General features: G+C 68.3%; 13 protein-coding genes. 9 read left to right on the plus strand and 4 right to left on the minus strand.

Translation table 11 applies throughout. From position 1 onward, the window contains the following. Positions 1-2: 2 nt before the first annotated feature. From H5V43_RS17030 to putA, 4 genes are all read left to right on the plus strand, one after another. Complete coding sequence (locus H5V43_RS17030; protein ID WP_025551939.1) at positions 3-479, plus strand: FixH family protein; 477 nt, start codon at positions 3-5, stop codon at positions 477-479. Next, positions 479-2,611 carry a cation-translocating P-type ATPase gene (locus H5V43_RS17035; RefSeq protein WP_193666852.1) on the plus strand — a complete coding sequence of 711 codons (2,133 nt, stop codon included), beginning with the start codon at positions 479-481 and terminating at the stop codon, positions 2,609-2,611. Before H5V43_RS17030 ends, H5V43_RS17035 begins: the two co-directional genes overlap by 1 nt. Next, positions 2,608-2,748: a cbb3-type cytochrome oxidase assembly protein CcoS gene (ccoS, locus tag H5V43_RS17040; RefSeq protein WP_007688161.1), complete on the plus strand. Its 141-nt coding sequence runs from the start codon at positions 2,608-2,610 to the stop codon at positions 2,746-2,748. The genes H5V43_RS17035 and ccoS overlap by 4 nt, the downstream gene beginning before the upstream one ends. A gap of 139 nt (positions 2,749-2,887) precedes the next feature. Further along, the gene (gene putA / locus H5V43_RS17045; protein WP_193666853.1) at positions 2,888-6,490 is read left to right on the plus strand and encodes a trifunctional transcriptional regulator/proline dehydrogenase/L-glutamate gamma-semialdehyde dehydrogenase; all 3,603 of its coding nucleotides are present in this window, start codon (positions 2,888-2,890) and stop codon (positions 6,488-6,490) included. A gap of 36 nt (positions 6,491-6,526) precedes the next feature. Here the strand turns inward: putA and H5V43_RS17050 are convergent, their stop codons facing one another. Further along, positions 6,527-7,228, minus strand: a complete 702-nt coding sequence (locus tag H5V43_RS17050; RefSeq protein ID WP_025548740.1) for an arylesterase — start codon at positions 7,226-7,228, stop codon at positions 6,527-6,529. On the opposite strand from H5V43_RS17050, the gene H5V43_RS17055 reads away from it, so the two are divergent. The 5 genes from H5V43_RS17055 to H5V43_RS17075 all read left to right on the plus strand — a co-directional run bounded on the left by H5V43_RS17055 (position 7,227) and on the right by H5V43_RS17075 (position 12,274). Continuing rightward, positions 7,227-7,946, plus strand: a complete 720-nt coding sequence (locus H5V43_RS17055) for an ABC transporter ATP-binding protein (protein WP_128830728.1) — start codon at positions 7,227-7,229, stop codon at positions 7,944-7,946. The two genes, H5V43_RS17050 and H5V43_RS17055, sit on opposite strands and share 2 nt — an antisense overlap. After that, positions 7,943-10,471, plus strand: coding sequence for an ABC transporter permease (locus tag H5V43_RS17060; protein WP_193666854.1), 2,529 nt, complete (start codon positions 7,943-7,945; stop codon positions 10,469-10,471). The genes H5V43_RS17055 and H5V43_RS17060 overlap by 4 nt, the downstream gene beginning before the upstream one ends. Before the next feature lie 129 nt (positions 10,472-10,600). Beyond that, positions 10,601-10,837 (plus strand): hypothetical protein, encoded by a 237-nt coding sequence (locus tag H5V43_RS17065; protein ID WP_025548738.1) that lies wholly within the window; start codon positions 10,601-10,603, stop codon positions 10,835-10,837. A 31-nt stretch (positions 10,838-10,868) separates the two neighbouring features. Continuing rightward, positions 10,869-11,084, plus strand: a complete 216-nt coding sequence (locus H5V43_RS17070) for a 3-keto-5-aminohexanoate cleavage protein (RefSeq protein WP_025548736.1) — start codon at positions 10,869-10,871, stop codon at positions 11,082-11,084. 152 nt (positions 11,085-11,236) lie between these two features. Beyond that, the gene (locus H5V43_RS17075; protein WP_025548735.1) at positions 11,237-12,274 is read left to right on the plus strand and encodes a zinc-dependent alcohol dehydrogenase family protein; all 1,038 of its coding nucleotides are present in this window, start codon (positions 11,237-11,239) and stop codon (positions 12,272-12,274) included. Positions 12,275-12,564: 290 nt separating this feature from the next. Here H5V43_RS17075 and H5V43_RS17080 read toward each other — a convergent pair whose 3' ends face one another. Genes H5V43_RS17080 through H5V43_RS17090 form a run of 3 tightly spaced genes read right to left on the minus strand, consistent with a single transcriptional unit; the run spans position 12,565 to position 16,759 of the window. Next, positions 12,565-14,283 (minus strand): ATP-binding protein, encoded by a 1,719-nt coding sequence (locus tag H5V43_RS17080; protein WP_025548733.1) that lies wholly within the window; start codon positions 14,281-14,283, stop codon positions 12,565-12,567. After that, positions 14,280-14,861: a TOL_0243 family YfiR-like periplasmic protein gene (locus H5V43_RS17085; protein ID WP_025548731.1), complete on the minus strand. Its 582-nt coding sequence runs from the start codon at positions 14,859-14,861 to the stop codon at positions 14,280-14,282. Before H5V43_RS17085 ends, H5V43_RS17080 begins: the two co-directional genes overlap by 4 nt. Then, the gene (locus H5V43_RS17090; protein WP_025548730.1) at positions 14,849-16,759 is read right to left on the minus strand and encodes a TOL_0244 family TonB-dependent receptor; all 1,911 of its coding nucleotides are present in this window, start codon (positions 16,757-16,759) and stop codon (positions 14,849-14,851) included. The genes H5V43_RS17085 and H5V43_RS17090 overlap by 13 nt, the downstream gene beginning before the upstream one ends. Positions 16,760-16,861 lie beyond the last annotated feature (102 nt).

Raw genomic sequence — 16,861 nt, forward strand, 5'->3', positions numbered from 1 at the left:
GCATGACCCCTGCTCCATCCCCCATCCGCCGCTTCACCGGCTGGCATATGACGGCGATATTGGCGGCGTTCTTCGCCGTGGTGATCGCGGTCAACATGCTGATGGCGACCGTTGCGGTGCGGTCCTTCGGCGGCACGGTGGTCGAGAACAGCTATGTCGCCAGCCAGAAGTTCAACGGCTGGCTGGCGCAGGCGCGGGCGCAGAAGCGGCTGGGATGGCGGGACCGGGTGACGCTGGATACGGCGCGGCATGTCGGCTTGGCCCTTACCGACGCCAGGCGCGCGCCAGTGGCGGGCGGCCAGGTGACGGCGGTGGCGCAGCATCCGCTGGGGCGGGCGCCGGACTTGTCGCTGGTCTTCCGTGAAACTGCGCCGGGCGTCTATGCCAGCGATCGTGCTTTGCCGAAGGGCCGTTGGCAGGTCCGTTTCGACCTGCGCCTCGCCGGGCGCGATGAGCATCTTTTGAGGGAGGTCGACTGATGGCCACGAAAGCGCTGATCGCCGATCCGGTGGCGGAAGAGACAGTCGAAAGCCTGTTCGCCGTCCCCGGCATCCATTGCGTCGGCTGCATCGCCAAGATCGAGGAGGGCCTGCCGCGCCAGCCCGGCATCCTGTCGGCGCGGGTCAATATGGGGGCGAAGCGGGTCGCCATCCGGCACGATCCGGCGCTGACCCCGCCCGACCTGCGCGCCGCCATCGCCGCGCTGGGGTTCGAGGCGGAGCCGCTGGCCGATGCGGGGCTGGACGTGGCGGCGGCCGAAAGCCGGCGGCTGACGCGGGCGCTGGTGGTGGCGGGCTTCGCGGCGATGAACATCATGCTGCTGTCGGTGTCTGTCTGGTCCGGGGCGGCGGGCGCGACGCGGGAGATGTTCCACTGGCTCTCCGCCCTGATCGCCCTGCCGACGGTGGCCTATGCGGGCCAGCCCTTCTTCCGTTCGGCCTGGGCGGCGTTGCGGCAGGGGCGGACCAATATGGACGTGCCGATCAGCATCGGCGTGCTGCTGACGACCGGGATGAGCCTCTATGAGACCGTCACCGGTGGGGCGCATGCCTGGTTCGACGGGGCGGTGATGCTGCTGTTCTTCCTGCTGGCGGGGCGTTCGCTCGACAGCATGATGCGCGGGCGGGCGCGGGCGGGCGTGGCGGCGCTGCTGAAGCAGACCGCGCCGGGGGCGCTGGTGCTGGAGGCGGACGGGAGCAGTCGGTGGACGCGGGCCGACGCGCTGCGCCCCGGCATGACGATATTGGTGGCGGCGGGCGAAAGGCTGGCCGCCGACGGGCGTGTGACGGAGGGGGAAAGCGGGCTCGACATCGCCTTTCTGACCGGGGAAAGTGCGCCGGTGCGGGTGCATCCCGGCGACGATGTGCAGGCGGGTGCGCTCAATATCGACGGGCCGATCCGGGTGGAGGTGACGGCGGCGGGGGCCGACACCGTCATTGCCGACATCGCCCGGCTGATGGAGGAGGCGGGGCAGGGCAAGTCGCGCTATGTGCGCCTCGCGGACCGGGCGGCGCGGCTCTATGCGCCCTGCGTCCATCTGCTGGCGGCGCTGTCCTTCGCGGGGTGGATGATCGCCGGGGCGGGCGTGCATCAGGCACTGCTGATCGCGGTGGCCGTGCTGCTGATCACCTGTCCTTGCGCCTTGGGGCTGGCGGTGCCTGCGGCGCAGATCGTCGCCTGCGGCGCGCTGATGCGGCGGGGCGTGCTGGTCAAGGACGGGTCGGCGCTGGAACGGCTGGCGGAGGTCAGCGAGGCGGTGTTCGACAAGACTGGCACGCTGACGCTGGGCCGTCCGGTGCCGCAGGGGTTGCGCCGTCTGTGGCGGGACGACCGGTCGATCCTGCTGTCCCTGTCGCGGGCGTCCCGCCATCCGCTGAGCGTCGCCTTGCGGCAAGCATTGGAGGCGCGGGGGGTGACGCCCGCCGCGCTCGACAATGTCCGCGAAGTCGCCGGAGAGGGCGTGTTCGGGGACTATGGGGGCGTGGCCGTGTCGCTGGCGCGTCCGCGCAGCCTGATCAACCTATTCGGGCTGGCCGCGGAATATCGGCGCGGGGATCAGGCCTTGCTGCTGGGCTTCACCGACGCGCTGCGTCCCGATGCGGCGGACACGCTGGACGTGCTGCGCGGCATGGGGCTGAAGATATTGATCGCCAGCGGCGACCGGCCCGAAGCGCTGGAGGAGATCGCCCGCGAAACCCGCACCACCGCCATCGGCCATCTGCGCCCCGCCGACAAGCTGGCGCTGATCGACCGGTTGAAGGCCAGGGGCGAGAAGGTGCTGATGATCGGGGACGGGCTGAACGACGGTCCGGCGCTGGCGGCGGGGCATGCCAGCATGGCGCCCGCCTCCGCCAGCGATGCGAGCCAGCTCACCGCCGACGCCGTGTTCCTGGGCGACAGGCTGGCGCCGGTGGCGCTGACCGTGCATGCGGCGCGGCGGACGGTCGCGGTGGTGAAGCAGAATTTCGCGCTGGCGATCGGCTATAATGTGTTGGCGGTGCCGCTGGCCATAGCGGGGAAGGTGACGCCGCTGGTCGCGGCGGTGGCGATGTCGACATCCTCGCTGATCGTGATCGTCAATGCCCTGCGCCTGAAAGGAGTCGTGAAATGACCGGTCTCAGCCTGTTGATTCCGATTGCGCTTGGGCTGGGGCTGTTGGGCTTGGCGGCCTTTTTCTGGGCGTTGGGCAATGGCCAGTTCGAGGATACGGATGGGGCGGCTGTGCGCATCCTGATTGACGAGGATTGACGGCAGGCGGATTTTTGCCCTTTTTGGGTGGATACGGTGGATGATTTGACGGGATAATCGCGATAAATAAGGCAGATTGCCTTAACATGAGCTGTTTATAAGTCGGATTGCATGCCATGTTTTTCCTATCATGGCGCACATGACGAACCCGCCTCCCTTCACCGATTTCGCCCCCGCCATCCGGCCGCAGTCGCCGCTCCGCCAGGCCATCACCGCCGCCTATCGCCGCGATGAAGCCGCGTGCTTGGCGCCCCTGCTGGAAGCCGCCGCGCTGCCCGACGCCATGCGGCAGGGGGTCCGCGACATGGCGCGCAGGCTGGTGACGACGCTGCGCGCCAACGGCAAGGGCAGCGGGGTCGAGGCGCTGGTGCAGGAATATTCGCTCTCCAGCCAGGAGGGCGTGGCGCTGATGTGCCTGGCCGAGGCGCTTCTGCGCATTCCCGACGATGCGACCCGCGACGCGCTGATCCGCGACAAGATCGCTGACGGCGACTGGGGCGGGCATCTGGGCGGCGGCAAGTCGCTGTTCGTCAACGCGGCGACCTGGGGGCTGGTGGTGACGGGCAAGCTGGTCGGCAGCGTGGACGACCGGGGTTTGGGCGCGGCGCTGACCCGGCTGGTGGCGCGGCTGGGCGAGCCGGTGATCCGGCGCGGCGTCGACCTCGCCATGCGGATGATGGGCGAGCAGTTCGTGACCGGCGAGACCATCGGGGAAGCGCTGAAGCGGGCTCGGACGGAAGAGGCGAAGGGCTTCCAGTACAGCTATGACATGTTGGGGGAGGCGGCGGCGACGGCGGCGGACGCGGCCCGCTATCTGGAGGATTACCGGCAGGCGATTCATGCCATCGGGCGGGCGTCGGACGGGCGCGGCGTCTATGCCGGGCCGGGCATCTCAATCAAGCTGTCGGCGCTGCATCCGCGCTATTCCCGCGCCCAGGCGGAGCGGGTCATGGGGGAATTGCTGCCCCGGGTGAAAGAGCTGGCGTTGCTCGCCAAAGGCTATGACATCGGCCTCAATATCGACGCGGAGGAGGCGGATCGGCTCGAATTGTCGCTCGATCTGCTGGAGAGTCTGGCGCTGGACCCGGAGCTGGCGGGGTGGAATGGGCTGGGCTTCGTGGTGCAGGCCTATGGCAAGCGCTGTCCCTTCGTCATCGACTGGATCGTCGATCTGGCCCAGCGCGCCGGGCGGCGGATCATGGTGCGGCTGGTCAAGGGCGCCTATTGGGACGCGGAGATCAAGCGGGCGCAGGTCGATGGGATGGCGGACTTCCCGGTCTATACGCGCAAGCTGCATACGGACGTCGCCTATATCGCCTGCGCGAAGAAGCTGCTGGCGGCGCGTGACCGGGTGTTCCCGCAATTCGCGACGCATAATGCGCAGACGCTGGCTACGGTCCATCATCTGGCGGGGCCGGGTTTCACGCTGGGCGACTATGAGTTTCAGTGCCTGCACGGCATGGGCGAGCCGCTCTATGAGCAGGTGGTGGGGAAGGGGAATCTGGGCCGTCCCTGCCGCATCTATGCGCCGGTCGGCACGCATGAGACGCTGCTGGCCTATCTGGTGCGGCGGCTGCTGGAAAATGGCGCGAACAGTTCCTTCGTGCACCGTATTGCCGATCCGGCGGTGCCGGTGGAGGAGATGATCGCGGACCCGGTCGAGCAGGTGCTGGCGATGCCGCATCCGGGGGCCCGGCATGCGGAGATCGCGCTGCCGTCCCAACTGTATCCGGATCGGCGCAATTCGGACGGGATCGACCTGAGCGACGAGAATGCGCTGGCGAGGCTGACGCAGGCGTTGGCCGAAAGCGCGCAAATCAATTGGACGGCGGCGCCGGAAGGCGAGGAAGGCACGGCGCGGCTGGTGCTGAACCCCGCCAATCGGCGCGATGTCGTGGGGACGGTGTTCGAGGCGTCGGCGGACCATGCGCGGGCGGCGGTCATGCGCGCGGAGGGAAGCGGCTGGGCGCTGGTGCCGGTGGCGGAGCGGGCCGCGATGCTGGAGCGGGCCGCCGACGCGATGCAGGCGCGCATGCCGATCCTGTTGGGGCTGATCGTGCGGGAAGCGGGCAAGTCGCTGCCCAACGCCATAGCCGAAGTGCGGGAGGCGATCGATTTCCTGCGCTATTATGCGGCGCAGGCGCGGGCGGCCTTCGGCCCGGCACAGGTGGCCTTGGGACCGGTCGTGTGCATTTCGCCCTGGAATTTCCCGCTGGCGATCTTCACCGGGCAGGTCGCGGCGGCGCTGGTCGCGGGCAATGCGGTGCTGGCCAAGCCCGCCGAGGAGACCCCGCTGATCGCGGCGGAGGCGGTGCGACTGCTGCATGAGGCTGGGGTGCCGGGCGATGCGTTGCAGCTTGTGCCCGGCGCTGGGGAGATCGGCGCGGCGCTGGTGGCGGCGCCGCAGACCGCCGGGGTGCTGTTCACCGGATCGACCGAGGTGGCGCGGCTGATCCAGCGGCAATTGGCCGCCCGCCTCTCTGCTTCGGGCAGGCCCATTCCGCTGATCGCGGAGACGGGCGGGCAGAATGCGATGATCGTCGACAGCTCCGCGTTGGCGGAGCAGGTGGTGGCGGATGTCATCGCCTCCGCCTTCGACAGCGCGGGGCAGCGCTGTTCGGCGCTGCGCATCCTCTGCCTGCAGGAGGATGTGGCGGACCGGACGCTGGCGATGCTGAAGGGCGCGCTCAGGGAATTGCGCGTCGGGCGGACCGACCGGCTGGCGGTCGACATCGGGCCGGTCATCACCGACGAAGCGAAGGAAGGGATAGAACGGCATATAGAGGCGATGCGGGCGCTGGGCTGCGGGGTGGAACAGCAGCCGCTGCCGCAGGAAACCGCGCATGGCAGCTTCGTGCCGCCGACGATCATCGAGATCGAGGACATCGCGCAATTGCGGCGCGAGGTGTTCGGGCCGGTGCTGCACGTCATCCGTTTCCCTCGCGCCGGGTTGAACGCGCTGGTCGATGCGATCAACGCGACCGGCTATGGCCTGACCTTCGGCCTGCATACGCGGCTCGACGATACCGTCGCGCAGGTGACGGGGCGGGTGAAGGCGGGCAATCTTTATGTGAACCGCAATGTGATCGGCGCCATTGTGGGCGTGCAGCCCTTTGGCGGGCGGGGCCTGTCGGGCACCGGGCCGAAGGCGGGCGGGCCGCTTTATCTGGGGCGGCTGGTGGCGGTGCCGCCGGTCTTTGCCGAGCGGGCCGGTTCGCTAAGGTCGCCGCTCAGCGATTTTGCCGACTGGCTGGCGGCGAAGGGCGAGGCGGAGGCTTCGGCCATGGCGCGGCGCTGTGGCGATGCCTCGGCGCTGGGCGTTGAGATGACCCTGCCCGGGCCGGTGGGGGAGCGCAATCTCTATGCGCTGCATCCGCGAGGACTGATCGGGATGCGGCCCGCGACGCGGCAGGGGTTGTTGCAGCAGATGGCGGCGGTACTGGCGACGGGCAATCGCGGGGTGCTGTGGGACATGGAACTGCCGCTGGGGTTGCCCGCGCCTATTGCGGCGCATTTCACATCGCAGGCGGATGGGCCGCTTGGGGCGGTGCTGGTCGAGGGCGATGCCGCGCGGATCGGTGCGGTGGTTCGGGACGTGGCCGGCTTGCCGGGGCCTGTCGTCAGCGTCCATGTGGCGGGGGCGGATGGGGGGTACCCGCTCGATTGGCTGCTGGAGGAAGTGTCGACCTCCATCAACACGACCGCTGCGGGGGGTAATGCCAGCCTGATGATGATTGGGTAAGAGGCTAAAGCGCGCCTTCGCAGGAGCAGGTCACGCTCAGCTTTTCTTCAGCAAGCCCGTGACAACCGGCGCGATCTTGCCGACGATGATGTTCACCCCGGCCGGATTGGGATGGATGGAATCGGCCTGCATCAGCCTGGGATTCCCGATCACCCCGTCGAGGAAGAAGGGGTAGAGCGGCAGGCCGTAATCCTTCGCCAGCCGGGGATAGATGGCGTCGAACTTCGCGCCATAATCCTTGCCCATATTGGGCGCGGCCATCATGCCGGTGAGCAGCACGGGGATCTGCCGCTGCCTGAGCTGGTCCAATATGGCGCGCAGATTCTTCTCGCTGTCCTCCGGCGGCAGGCCGCGCAGCATGTCGTTGCCGCCCAGGTCGAGCAGCAGCAGGTCGGGCTTGCGCGGCAGGCCGTCGAGCGTGAAGGCGAGGCGCTGCATGCCGCCCAGAGAGGTTTCGCCCGAAACCCCGGCATTGCGGACCTGAACCGCCAGTCCCTTTGCCTTCAGCGCCTGTTCGAGGCGGAAAGGGAAGCTTTCATTCTGGGCCACGCCATAGCCGGCATAGAGGCTGTCCCCGAAGGCGAGGACCAGCTTGCCGTCGGCCATCGGGGCAGCGGCGTTCTGGACCTCGGCCGTCGGCGCGGCGCTATTGTCGGCGGCGGGTTCGCCCGAACAGGCGGTGAGCAATTGCACAATCGCCATGGCGCCCACATATATCGACCATCTTCCCGCCTTCATGGGGTTCCTTTCGCTGATGCACGGCTCGTCCTCCCTTGCCCATATTGCGATTGAAGCGCGCAATGTCACCCTTTCGCTTGGCACGCGCGAGGCGCCGACGCTGATTTTGAAGGGCGTCGACCTTTCCATTCGCAGGGGCGAGAGTCTGGCGATCCTCGGGCCGTCGGGATCGGGCAAGTCGTCATTGATGGCGATATTGTCGGGGCTGGAGCGCGCCAGCGGCGGCGAAGTGCGGGTCGCCGGGATCGATTATGGGCCGCTGGACGAAGACGCTCTGGCGCGGGCGAGGCGCGGGCGCGTGGGCATCGTGTTGCAGAGCTTCCACCTGCTGCCGACCATGACGGCGGTGGAGAATGTCGCCGTGCCGCTGGAACTGGCGGGCTTCGGGGACGCCTTCGCGCGCGCGGCGAGCGAACTGGAGGCGGTGGGACTTGGGCACCGGCTGCACCATTATCCGGCCCAGCTTTCGGGCGGCGAGCAGCAGCGCGTGGCCATCGCCCGCGCCGTCGCGCCGGGGCCGGACATCATCTTCGCGGACGAGCCGACGGGCAATCTGGACGGCGCGACCAGCGGGGCGATCGTCGAACTGCTGTTCGCCCGGCGGGAAGCGAATGGCGCGACATTGGTGATCATCACCCATGACCCCGGACTGGCGGAGCGGTGCGACCGCGTCGTGGAGATGCGCGATGGGCTGATTGTCGCGGACCGGAGGCTGTGACGGGGCCCGAAACTGCGCTGGGCTGGCGCGGCTGCTGGCGGATCGCCCAACGCGACCTGCATCGCGGCTTCCGGGGTTTGCGGCTGCTGTTCATCTGCCTGTTCCTGGGCGTGGCGACGCTGGCGACCATCGGCGGGCTGACCGCCGCGATCACCGGCGAGATTGCGAGCAAGGGGCAGGTGTTGCTGGGCGGCGACGTCGAGGTGGCGATGTCCCAGCGCGAGGCCAGCGCGGCGGAGAAGGCGGCCTTCCGGCGCGAGGGCGTGCTGAGCGAGACGATCAGACTGCGGGCCATGGCGCAGCGGGTGGGGGAGGGCGCCGGACCCTCCGCCGTGCTGACCGAACTCAAGGGCGTGGACGGGGCCTACCCGCTTTATGGCGCGCTGGCGCTGAAAGGCGGGCGGGCCGGGCCTATGCGCGCCGACGAGCTGGTCATCGGACAGGCGCTGGCGGACCGGCTGGACGTGAAGCCGGGCGATGGCCTGCGCTATGGCGCGGCGACCTTCCGCATCCGCGACATCATCGCGGAGGAGCCGGACCGGGTGGGGGAGGGCTTCACCCTGGGGCCGGTCGCGCTCACCTCCATAGAGGGCATCAGGCGCAGCGGCCTGATCCAGCCGGGCAGCCTGTATGAGAGCAAATATCGCATCCGCCTGGACGCAGGCAGGGATGCCGGGGCTGAGAGCGAGCGGCTGAAGCGCGCCTTCCCCTCTGTCGGTTTCGAGATCAAGGACCGCGACGGCGCGGCGCCGGGGACCAGCCGTTTCCTGGAGCGGATGGGGCAATTCCTGTCGCTGATCGGTCTCGCCGCGCTCGCTATAGCGGGGATCGGGGTCAGCAACGGGGTAGCCTCCTATCTTGCGATCAAGCGCAACGGCATTGCGACGTTGAAGATATTGGGCGCTTCCTCCGCCGACATCGCCCGCATCTATCTGATGCAGATCGGCGCGGTGGCCGTGCTGGCCATTGGCTGCGGGCTGGCGGCGGGGGTCGTGCTGCCGCTGGGGCTGGTGACGGCGATGCGGGACATATTGCCGGTGCAGCCCGGTTTCGCCATCGCGCCCTGGCCGCTCGTCACCAGCGCGCTTTACGGACTGCTGATCGCCTTCATCTTCACCGTGCCGCCCTTGACGCGGGCACGGACCCTGCCCGCCGCTGCCCTGTTCCGCGAAACGGTCGACCGGCGGCGCGGGGTCGATCGGCTGAGCATGATCGCGGTGGGCGCGGCGGGGGCGGCCGCCGTGGCGCTGGCGCTGGGCTCGGCGCGGGAGCCCTGGTTCGCGGCGGCGATGCTGGGCGCGGTCGCGGCCATGCTGGCGCTGCTGACCGGCATCGGCCTATTGGTCCGGCGCGTCGCGCGTCGGCTGCCCGCGCCGCGTCGTCCGCTTGCCCGGCTGGCGGTCGCCAATCTCCATCGGCCCGGTGCGCAGACGTCGGCGCTGGTGGTGGCGCTGGGGCTGGGCCTGACGCTGTTCGTGACGCTGGCGGCGATCCAGTCGAGCCTCAGCGCCGAAATCCGCAACACCGTGCCCCGCACCGCGCCGGACCAGTTCGTGCTGGACATCCCCATCGCCGCCAGGGACAGGTTCCTTGCGCTGGTCGGCAGGGAGGCGCCGGGTGCCAAGGTCAATATGGTGCCGACCCTACGCGGGACGATCGTCGCCTATGGCGGGCAGCGGGTGGCGGACCTCAAGGAACTGCCCGAGGGCGCCTGGTTCCTGCGCGGTGAGCGGGGCGTCACCTATAGCGAGGCTCTGCCCGAGGGGTCGGAACTGGTCGAAGGGCAATGGTGGCCCCGCGACTATGCCGGGCCGCCGCTCGTCTCGCTCGACCGCGAGGCGGCGGAGGTGATGGGCGTCGGCATCGGCGACACGCTCACCGTGTCCGTGCTGGGGCGCGAGATCGAGGCGCGCATCGCCTCCCTGCGGCAGGTCAATTGGGAGACGATGGGTTTCAACTACATCATGGTCTTCTCCCCCAACACGCTGCGCAGCGCGCCGCACAGCCTGTCGGCGACGATCACGATGAAGGGCGCGTCGGAAGGGGCGATGACGCGCACGCTGCTGGCGGCCTTCCCCTCCGTCTCGATCATCGCCGTGGGCGAGGTGGTGGCGCAGGTCACGGTGCTGCTGGGGCAGATGTCCACGGCCATCGTGCTGGCGGGATCGGTCGCGATCCTGGCAGGGATCGCGGTGCTGATCGGGGCGATTGCGGCGTCGCGCCAGGCGCGGGCCTATGACAGTGTGATCCTGAAGACGCTGGGCGCGACCCGCTGGCAGATATTGGGCGCGCAGGGCATTGAATATGCGCTGCTGGCCGGTGTGCTGGCGCTGGTGGCGCTTGGCCTTGGCCTTGGCGCGGGCTGGTTCGTGATCGTGCGGATATTCGATTTCCACTGGGCGCCGGATTGGCTGCTCGTACTCTCGACCCTGGGCGCGGGGGCGGTGCTTACACTGGGGATCGGGCTGTTGGGGTCGATCCCGCTGATGTCGGTGCGGCCGGCCCGCGCCTTGCGGGCGTTGTAGGGAGCGGCCCTGTCGCGCAGGGAAGCGGCCGCTACTGCGCGAACAACCGTTTCGGCAGCACGACATGCACGCCCTTGTTGCGGTCGACGAGCCATCGCCCGCAACGCTGCCTCGCCCAGAAAGTCGATCATGTTGCGAAGCGCCTTGCGCGTGGCGTGGCTGTCCATATTACCACGATGGATGGCGGGCGGCGAGGAATCGACCCTGCCGCGTGCGGTCGGCCGCGCCACGCCCATGCTGCCGAAGAAGGGCGCTAACGGTATTTCGATGCCGAGGTTGAAAAGCCCCACCATCCGGTCGCGGTCCAGCGGCACGATCCGGATTCGGGAACAGGGGAAGTTGTCCGTCAGGAAGCGCCCGCCATAGCGGAAGATGTGATGGCGAGCGGGCGGCTCAATTGCCGTTCGTCACCATGGGGGCGCTGAACGGCGCCAATGTCCGGGTGGGGCTGGAGGATTCGCTGTTCGCAGGGAAGGGGAAATTGGCGACATCCAATGCGGAGCAGGTCGCGCTGATCCGGTCCATCCTCGAACTTCTGTCGCTGGAGGTCGCGACGGCGGAGGAGACCCGCGCCATCCTTGACCTCAAGGGCGCCGACAATGTCGCCTTCTAGGCACGGGCCGGCGGGCAAGAGGATGAGGCAAGGACCGCTTGCGCGTTCAGGCAGGCGCCGTCCGGGAATCTACGGATAGGAATGAAGGGCCGGTGAGAGGAACTTCCGGGGGATCGCCACTGAGGCGAACCATCTGGAAGGGATCGGCCATCGTGAAAGCCTTGATCTATGGAGGACCGGGCGAGAAGAGCCTGGGCGAAAGGGCCAAGCCGCAGATCGCGGAGGGCGGCGACGCGATCGTCCGCGTGACGCACACCACCATCTGCGGCACCGATCTTCATATCCTGAAGGGCGATGTGCCGGGTTGCGCGCCCGGCCGCATATTGGGGCATGAAGGCGTCGGGGTGATCGATTCCGTCGGGCCTGCCGTCACCAACTTCACGCCCGGCGACCATGTCCTCATTTCCTGCATCACTGCCTGCGGACGGTGCGACTATTGCCGGCGCGGCATCTATTCCCATTGCAGGACCGGCGGCTGGCTGCTGGGCAACGAGATCGACGGGACGCAGGCGGAATATGTCCGCATACCCCATGCCGACACCAGCCTCTATCCCATTCCGGCGGGGATGGACGAGGAAGCGCTGGTGATGCTGAGCGACATCCTGCCGACCGGCTTCGAATGCGGCGTGCTCAACGGCAAGGTCGCGCCCGGAAGCAGCGTCGCGATCGTGGGCGCGGGGCCGATCGGGCTGGCGGTGCTGCTGACCGCGCAATTCTATACTCCGGCGCAGATCATCATGATCGACATGGACGCCAACCGGCTGGCCGTGGCGCGGCGGTTCGGCGCCACACGCACCATCGACAGCCGGTCCGAAGACCCGGTGGAGATCGTCAGGGGCCTGACGGACGGACAGGGCGTCGACGCAGCCATAGAGGCCGTCGGCGTCCCTGCCACATTCGAGCTTTGCCAGGACCTTGTCGCGCCGGGCGGGGTGATCGCCAATATCGGCGTGCATGGCAGGAAGGCAGACCTGCATCTCGAACGGCTCTGGTCGCACAATATCACGGTGACGACCCGGCTGGTGGACACGGTGACCACGCCGATGCTGCTGAAGACGGTGGCTGCGGAGAAGATCGACGCCGGGCAGCTCGTCACCCACCGCTTTTCGCTGGACGCCATATTGGACGCCTATGACGTTTTCGGGCGGGCGGCGAAGACCCAGGCCTTGAAGGTCCTGATCACGCCCTGAGCCGGTCGAAGGGCGGCAACCGGCTTTCCGCCTGAAGGGATGCGGCGATAAAGATCCGGCGCGCGCGATCTTGCGTCCGGTTCACCGCGGCGCGCTCCAGAATGGCGGCGCGAAGCGGGTTTTCGATGAGGGAGAAACAAGATGTCGATGGTGGATCGGGTCAGGCAATCGCTGGATGCCGTCTTTCTGGCGACGCTGTCGTTCGGACTGGTGATCGCGATTTGCGCGATCATCCTGGCCAAGCTGCCGGGCTGAGGGGGGTGAAGGCGCGGCTTGTGGCGGGACGGCGGTCACGCCTTGCTGTGGTCCAGCGCCGCCATCAGGTGGACCGACAGGTCCTGGATGGTGAACGGCTTGGCCAGCAGCGGCACGCCCTCCTTCGCGGCGGAGGCCGCCGCGGCGCTGTAGCCCGTCATCAGCATCGTGCCCAGATGCGGCCAGTGCTTCCTGATCCGCAGCGCCAGCTCCATGCCGCCGACCTCGCCCGGCATGATCATGTCGGAAAGGATCAGGGAGAAATCGTCCGCCCGCTCCAGCCGGCGCAGCGCCGCGTCGCCATTGTCGACCCGCTCCATCTCATAGCCCAGCGTCGTCAGCATGCCGCCCACCGTGTCGGCCACCGTGTCGTCATCCTCCACCAGCAGGATGCGCTGCCTGCCGGAGGCGCCGACGGGTTCGGCCGGCCTGTCGCTTTCCCGGGGCGCGAGCAGGGATCGCGGCAGCAGCAGGGTGATGGTCGTCCCCCTGCCGACGATGCTGTCGACCAGCACCTCCCCGCCCGACGCCCGCGCGAAGCCGTAGACCTGGCTGAGGCCAAGCCCCGTGCCCTGACCGACCGCCTTGGTCGTGTAGAAGGGTTCGAAGATCTTGTTGACCAGTTCCGGCGCGATGCCGGCGCCGCTGTCCGTCACCGCGATCTGCACCCGGTCGGGCAGGTCGCCATGGACCGGGCGGTTCGCGCCTTCGATGACGATGGTGCCGCCCTTCTGCATGGCGTCCCGGGCGTTGAGGGCGATGTTGAGGATCGCCACCTCCAGTTCCGACGCATCCACCTCCACCGGCCAGAGGTCCGCGGGAAGGTGCATGGTCACCCCTATGCTTTCGCCCAGCGATCGTTCGAGCAGCGCATCCATGCCCCTGATCCGCTCCCGCAGGTCGACGACCTCCGGGTTGAGCGGGGTGCGGCGGGAGAAGGCGAGCAGTTGCCGCGTCAGTTTCGCGCCCCGGTCCAGCGCCTGGCGTATCCCGGCGCGCAGCTTTTCCAGCCTGGCCGCGTCCTGGGTGCGTTCCATGAGGTCGAGACCGCCGGAAGCGACCATCAGCAGATTGTTGAAGTCATGCGCGACGCCGCCGGTCAACTGGCCCATCGCCTCCATCTTCTGCGACTGGCGCAGCGCCTCTTCGGCCTGCTGGCGGCTGGCGATTTCCGCCTGGAGAGCCTGGTGCGCGCGGCGCAGCGAGGAATAGGAGGCGGCGAGCATCACGATCAGCACCGACGCCGCGATGACGATGACGGCGATGCCCAGATAGCGGGTCAGGCGGCGCGACAGGCTGTCCATGGTGGATTGGAGATAGACGGAGCCGAGCCGCGTGCTGCCCTGCTTCACCGGAACGGTGACGGCGAGCGCGGCGGGCGGCGCGTCCCGGCTGGCCTCCTCCGCCCGCTTGGGCAGCCGGGCGGGAGGGCGCGCGAAGCCGGCGGCGAAGGCGCCCTTGCCGTCATAGGCTGCGACCGCGACGATCTGGGGATCGGCCTTCAGCGCGTTCAGATATTCCTGGAGCGCGACATCGTCCTCGAACGCCAGCGGGGCGGCGATCCCATTGGCCAGAACCTGCGCCTGGACGGTCGTCTGCCGCAGCTTTTCGACGCGGCCGAGCTGTTCGAGCTGGATGGCGGCGGCCAGCCCGGCGGCCAGTAGCAGGAAGGCGATCAGGACGGCGGAAAGGGGCGTCGCCATCTGTCCGACGACTTTGCCCAGGCTGAGCCGGCTTGGGGTCGCTTGCTTCATTTCCGGTTCACCGCGATGGCAAGGCCCAGCAATTTGGAACTGATCTTGAGGCCGTTGGCCCGGGCCGCGCCGTCATCGATCTGGAACCGCACCCGGCCGCTCTGCCGCACGAATTCGATCATCGCGCCGCTGGGCCCCGCGCTCTTGTCCGCGACCGTCAGCACCGGCTGCCCCTCGGTCGTCGCGAAGGGCGCATAGCCGGGATCGGTCGAGTGTCCGGCGAACAGGATGTGGCAGCCGGCCGGGCCCGCTTCGCCGCCAGCACGCCGCACCACCACCGGCCGGCCGACCATCTTCTGGCCGCGCACCACCTCGTTGAGCAGGGTGCCGAACGGGTCCTCTCCGACGACGCAGATGACGAAATTCCTTTCCGTCCCGGAAAATGCCGCCGGGGGCCATTCCACGAAGGGCGCGAACTTGAACAGGAAATTCGCCTGGATTGCGCGTTCCAGCGTCGTCGGCGAATTGGCCGGCACCGGCGCCGGAACGACGATCGCGGCCGCCGCGAGACAGGACAGGGCGGCCCATCGCCGGCGTCGTGCCCGCCTGCCGCGCGGTGAAGGGTTCAGATCGTCCATTTGAGCGCCACGAACACGCTGCGGCGGAGCGGCGTCGCCTGCGAAGCGGGAAGCTCACGGTGGCGGCGGTGCAGCAGGTTGAAGCCCGATACCGACAGTTCGGCGCGCTCATCGAATTGCCAGCCCAGTCTTGCCCCCAGCTCCACATAGCCCGGCACATGGGGGTCGGGCAGGGCGGACACATAGCGCAGGTCGAAATCGACATTGACCTCCGGCCCGATGTCCATGGAGGAGCGCAGCGTCGCGCGGTGTTTGGGATCGTTGCCGACCTGCGACACGCCGAGCAGGGGCACCGAGTCCGGCTTGAAGCGGAACTTCTGGATCAGCAGGCTGTAGCCGGGCTTGAGCCGCCACCAGCTTGCCAGACGGATGTCGGCCCAGGCGTCGAAGCCATAGCTGTCGCCCTTTATCCCATTGCCCCAGCGCAGCGGCAGCAGCCCCTCCGGCGCCGGCTCCACCGTCCGCAGGTCGTCATAGACATTGTAGAAGGCCGAGACCGAAAGCGACGCGCGGGGCGAGAGCATCAGCCGCGTGCCCAGTTCGAAGGCGGTCAGCTTTTCGGAGCGGAAGCTTGGAAGGGCGGTCAGGAAGACGGTGCCTTCGATGGATTCGACCACATCCTCGTCGAAGGGGGTGGGGGAACGCACCGCGCGGGAGACCGCGCCCCAGACCAGGGTCCCGGGGTCGGGCTTCCAGGACAGGCGAACGCTGGGGAGAAAGGTGAGGTCCATGTAGCTGCGCTGCTCCAGCTTGGCCCCGACCGTGCCCGTGATGGACGGCGTCAGGGCGATGCTGTCCTGCGCGAACAGATTGCCGACGAAAAGGTTTCGCCGCTCGGGCACGAAGTCCAGGCCGGGAATGTCGCGGATCACATAGCGGCCGAGGCGCGCCCCGCCGCCCCAGACGATGCTGTGGTTGCGCCCCAGGGTGAAGCTGTGCTGCCCCTCCACATCGAAGGTGTCGAGCGCGAAGCGGCCGCCGTCATCCTCGATCTTGCGGGCGGTGTGGTCGTAATAGGCCTGGAGCTGAAGCGTCGCGCCGGACGCCGCGCCATGGCGCCAGCGGGCAAGCAGGTCGTAGCCGTGCAGGCTCTCGTCGGGCGCGGTCCCCCGCGAGCGGGAGCCGTAATAGCCGTCCCCCTGCACCATCAGCGCGTCGGCGGGGGTCGCGTTCCAGTCGAAGCGGAAGCCGCCCTGGGTCCGGCGGTTGCCGTCGTCCGCGTTCGACGCGCTTTCGAAATTCTCATGGCGCTTCACGAACAGGCGATAGCTGGCGTTGCCGCCGGCATGGCCGCCATAGCGCAGCCCCAGATCATAGGTGCTGTTGCCGACCACGCCGGTGCCGTACAGGCCCTGTGTCGCCCCTGCGTCGCGGGTGATGATGTTGATCACGCCATTGACGGCGTTCGATCCCCAGAGCGTGGCGCCGGGGCCGGAGATCACCTCTATGCGGTCGACATCCTCCGGCAATATGTCCTGCATGTCCCAATAGACGCCGGAATAAAGCGGCGAATAGACGCTGCGCCCGTCGATCAGCACGAGCAGCTTGTTGGAGAAATTCTGAGCGGCGTCGTTGCCGCCAAGCCCGCGGGCGGCGACGACCGTATCGTTGGGGCCGCCGCGCATGACCTGCAGATTGGGGGCGAGCCGGAGAATGCCGGGCAGCGTCAGCGTGCCTGAACGGACGATGTCGTCATGGGTGATGACATAGATGGATGCCGGGGAGTCGGCCAGCGAAGCCGCCGACCGGGTGACGGACGTGACGTCCAGCTTCGACAGCGCGGCGATCGGCATGTCGCGCAGTTCTTCGATGCTCTGCGCCTGGGCGGCCGTACCGTATAGGGACAGAAGGCCCACGGCCACTCCGCCGAACGCCGCGCCGCCAAAAGCCCATGCCATTTTCGTTCATCCCCCTGCGCTGCCCATTGCGCTTGCCCCCGGCGCGAGGATCGCCCGCGCATCGTGGAGTCGTTACGCAGCCGCGTCAGAAAAGTTCCACGC

The sequence above is a fragment of the Sphingobium fuliginis genome, from assembly GCF_015074805.1.
GTDB classification, from domain to species: Bacteria; Pseudomonadota; Alphaproteobacteria; order Sphingomonadales; family Sphingomonadaceae; genus Sphingobium; species Sphingobium fuliginis.

What these genes read in the sequence shown, in the direction of transcription:
- H5V43_RS17080 (WP_025548733.1), bottom strand. Translation starts at nt 14,283, where the DNA reads ATGAAGCAAGCGACCCCAAGCCGGCTCAGCCTGGGCAAAGTCGTCGGA.
- H5V43_RS17050 (WP_025548740.1), bottom strand. Translation starts at nt 7,228, where the DNA reads ATGAAGGCGGGAAGATGGTCGATATATGTGGGCGCCATGGCGATTGTG.
- H5V43_RS17085 (WP_025548731.1), bottom strand. Translation starts at nt 14,861, where the DNA reads ATGGACGATCTGAACCCTTCACCGCGCGGCAGGCGGGCACGACGCCGG.
- H5V43_RS17065 (WP_025548738.1), top strand. Translation starts at nt 10,601, where the DNA reads ATGTTGCGAAGCGCCTTGCGCGTGGCGTGGCTGTCCATATTACCACGA.
- ccoS (WP_007688161.1), top strand. Translation starts at nt 2,608, where the DNA reads ATGACCGGTCTCAGCCTGTTGATTCCGATTGCGCTTGGGCTGGGGCTG.
- H5V43_RS17055 (WP_128830728.1), top strand. Translation starts at nt 7,227, where the DNA reads ATGGGGTTCCTTTCGCTGATGCACGGCTCGTCCTCCCTTGCCCATATT.
- H5V43_RS17035 (WP_193666852.1), top strand. Translation starts at nt 479, where the DNA reads ATGGCCACGAAAGCGCTGATCGCCGATCCGGTGGCGGAAGAGACAGTC.
- H5V43_RS17090 (WP_025548730.1), bottom strand. Translation starts at nt 16,759, where the DNA reads ATGGCATGGGCTTTTGGCGGCGCGGCGTTCGGCGGAGTGGCCGTGGGC.
- putA (WP_193666853.1), top strand. Translation starts at nt 2,888, where the DNA reads ATGACGAACCCGCCTCCCTTCACCGATTTCGCCCCCGCCATCCGGCCG.
- H5V43_RS17030 (WP_025551939.1), top strand. Translation starts at nt 3, where the DNA reads ATGACCCCTGCTCCATCCCCCATCCGCCGCTTCACCGGCTGGCATATG.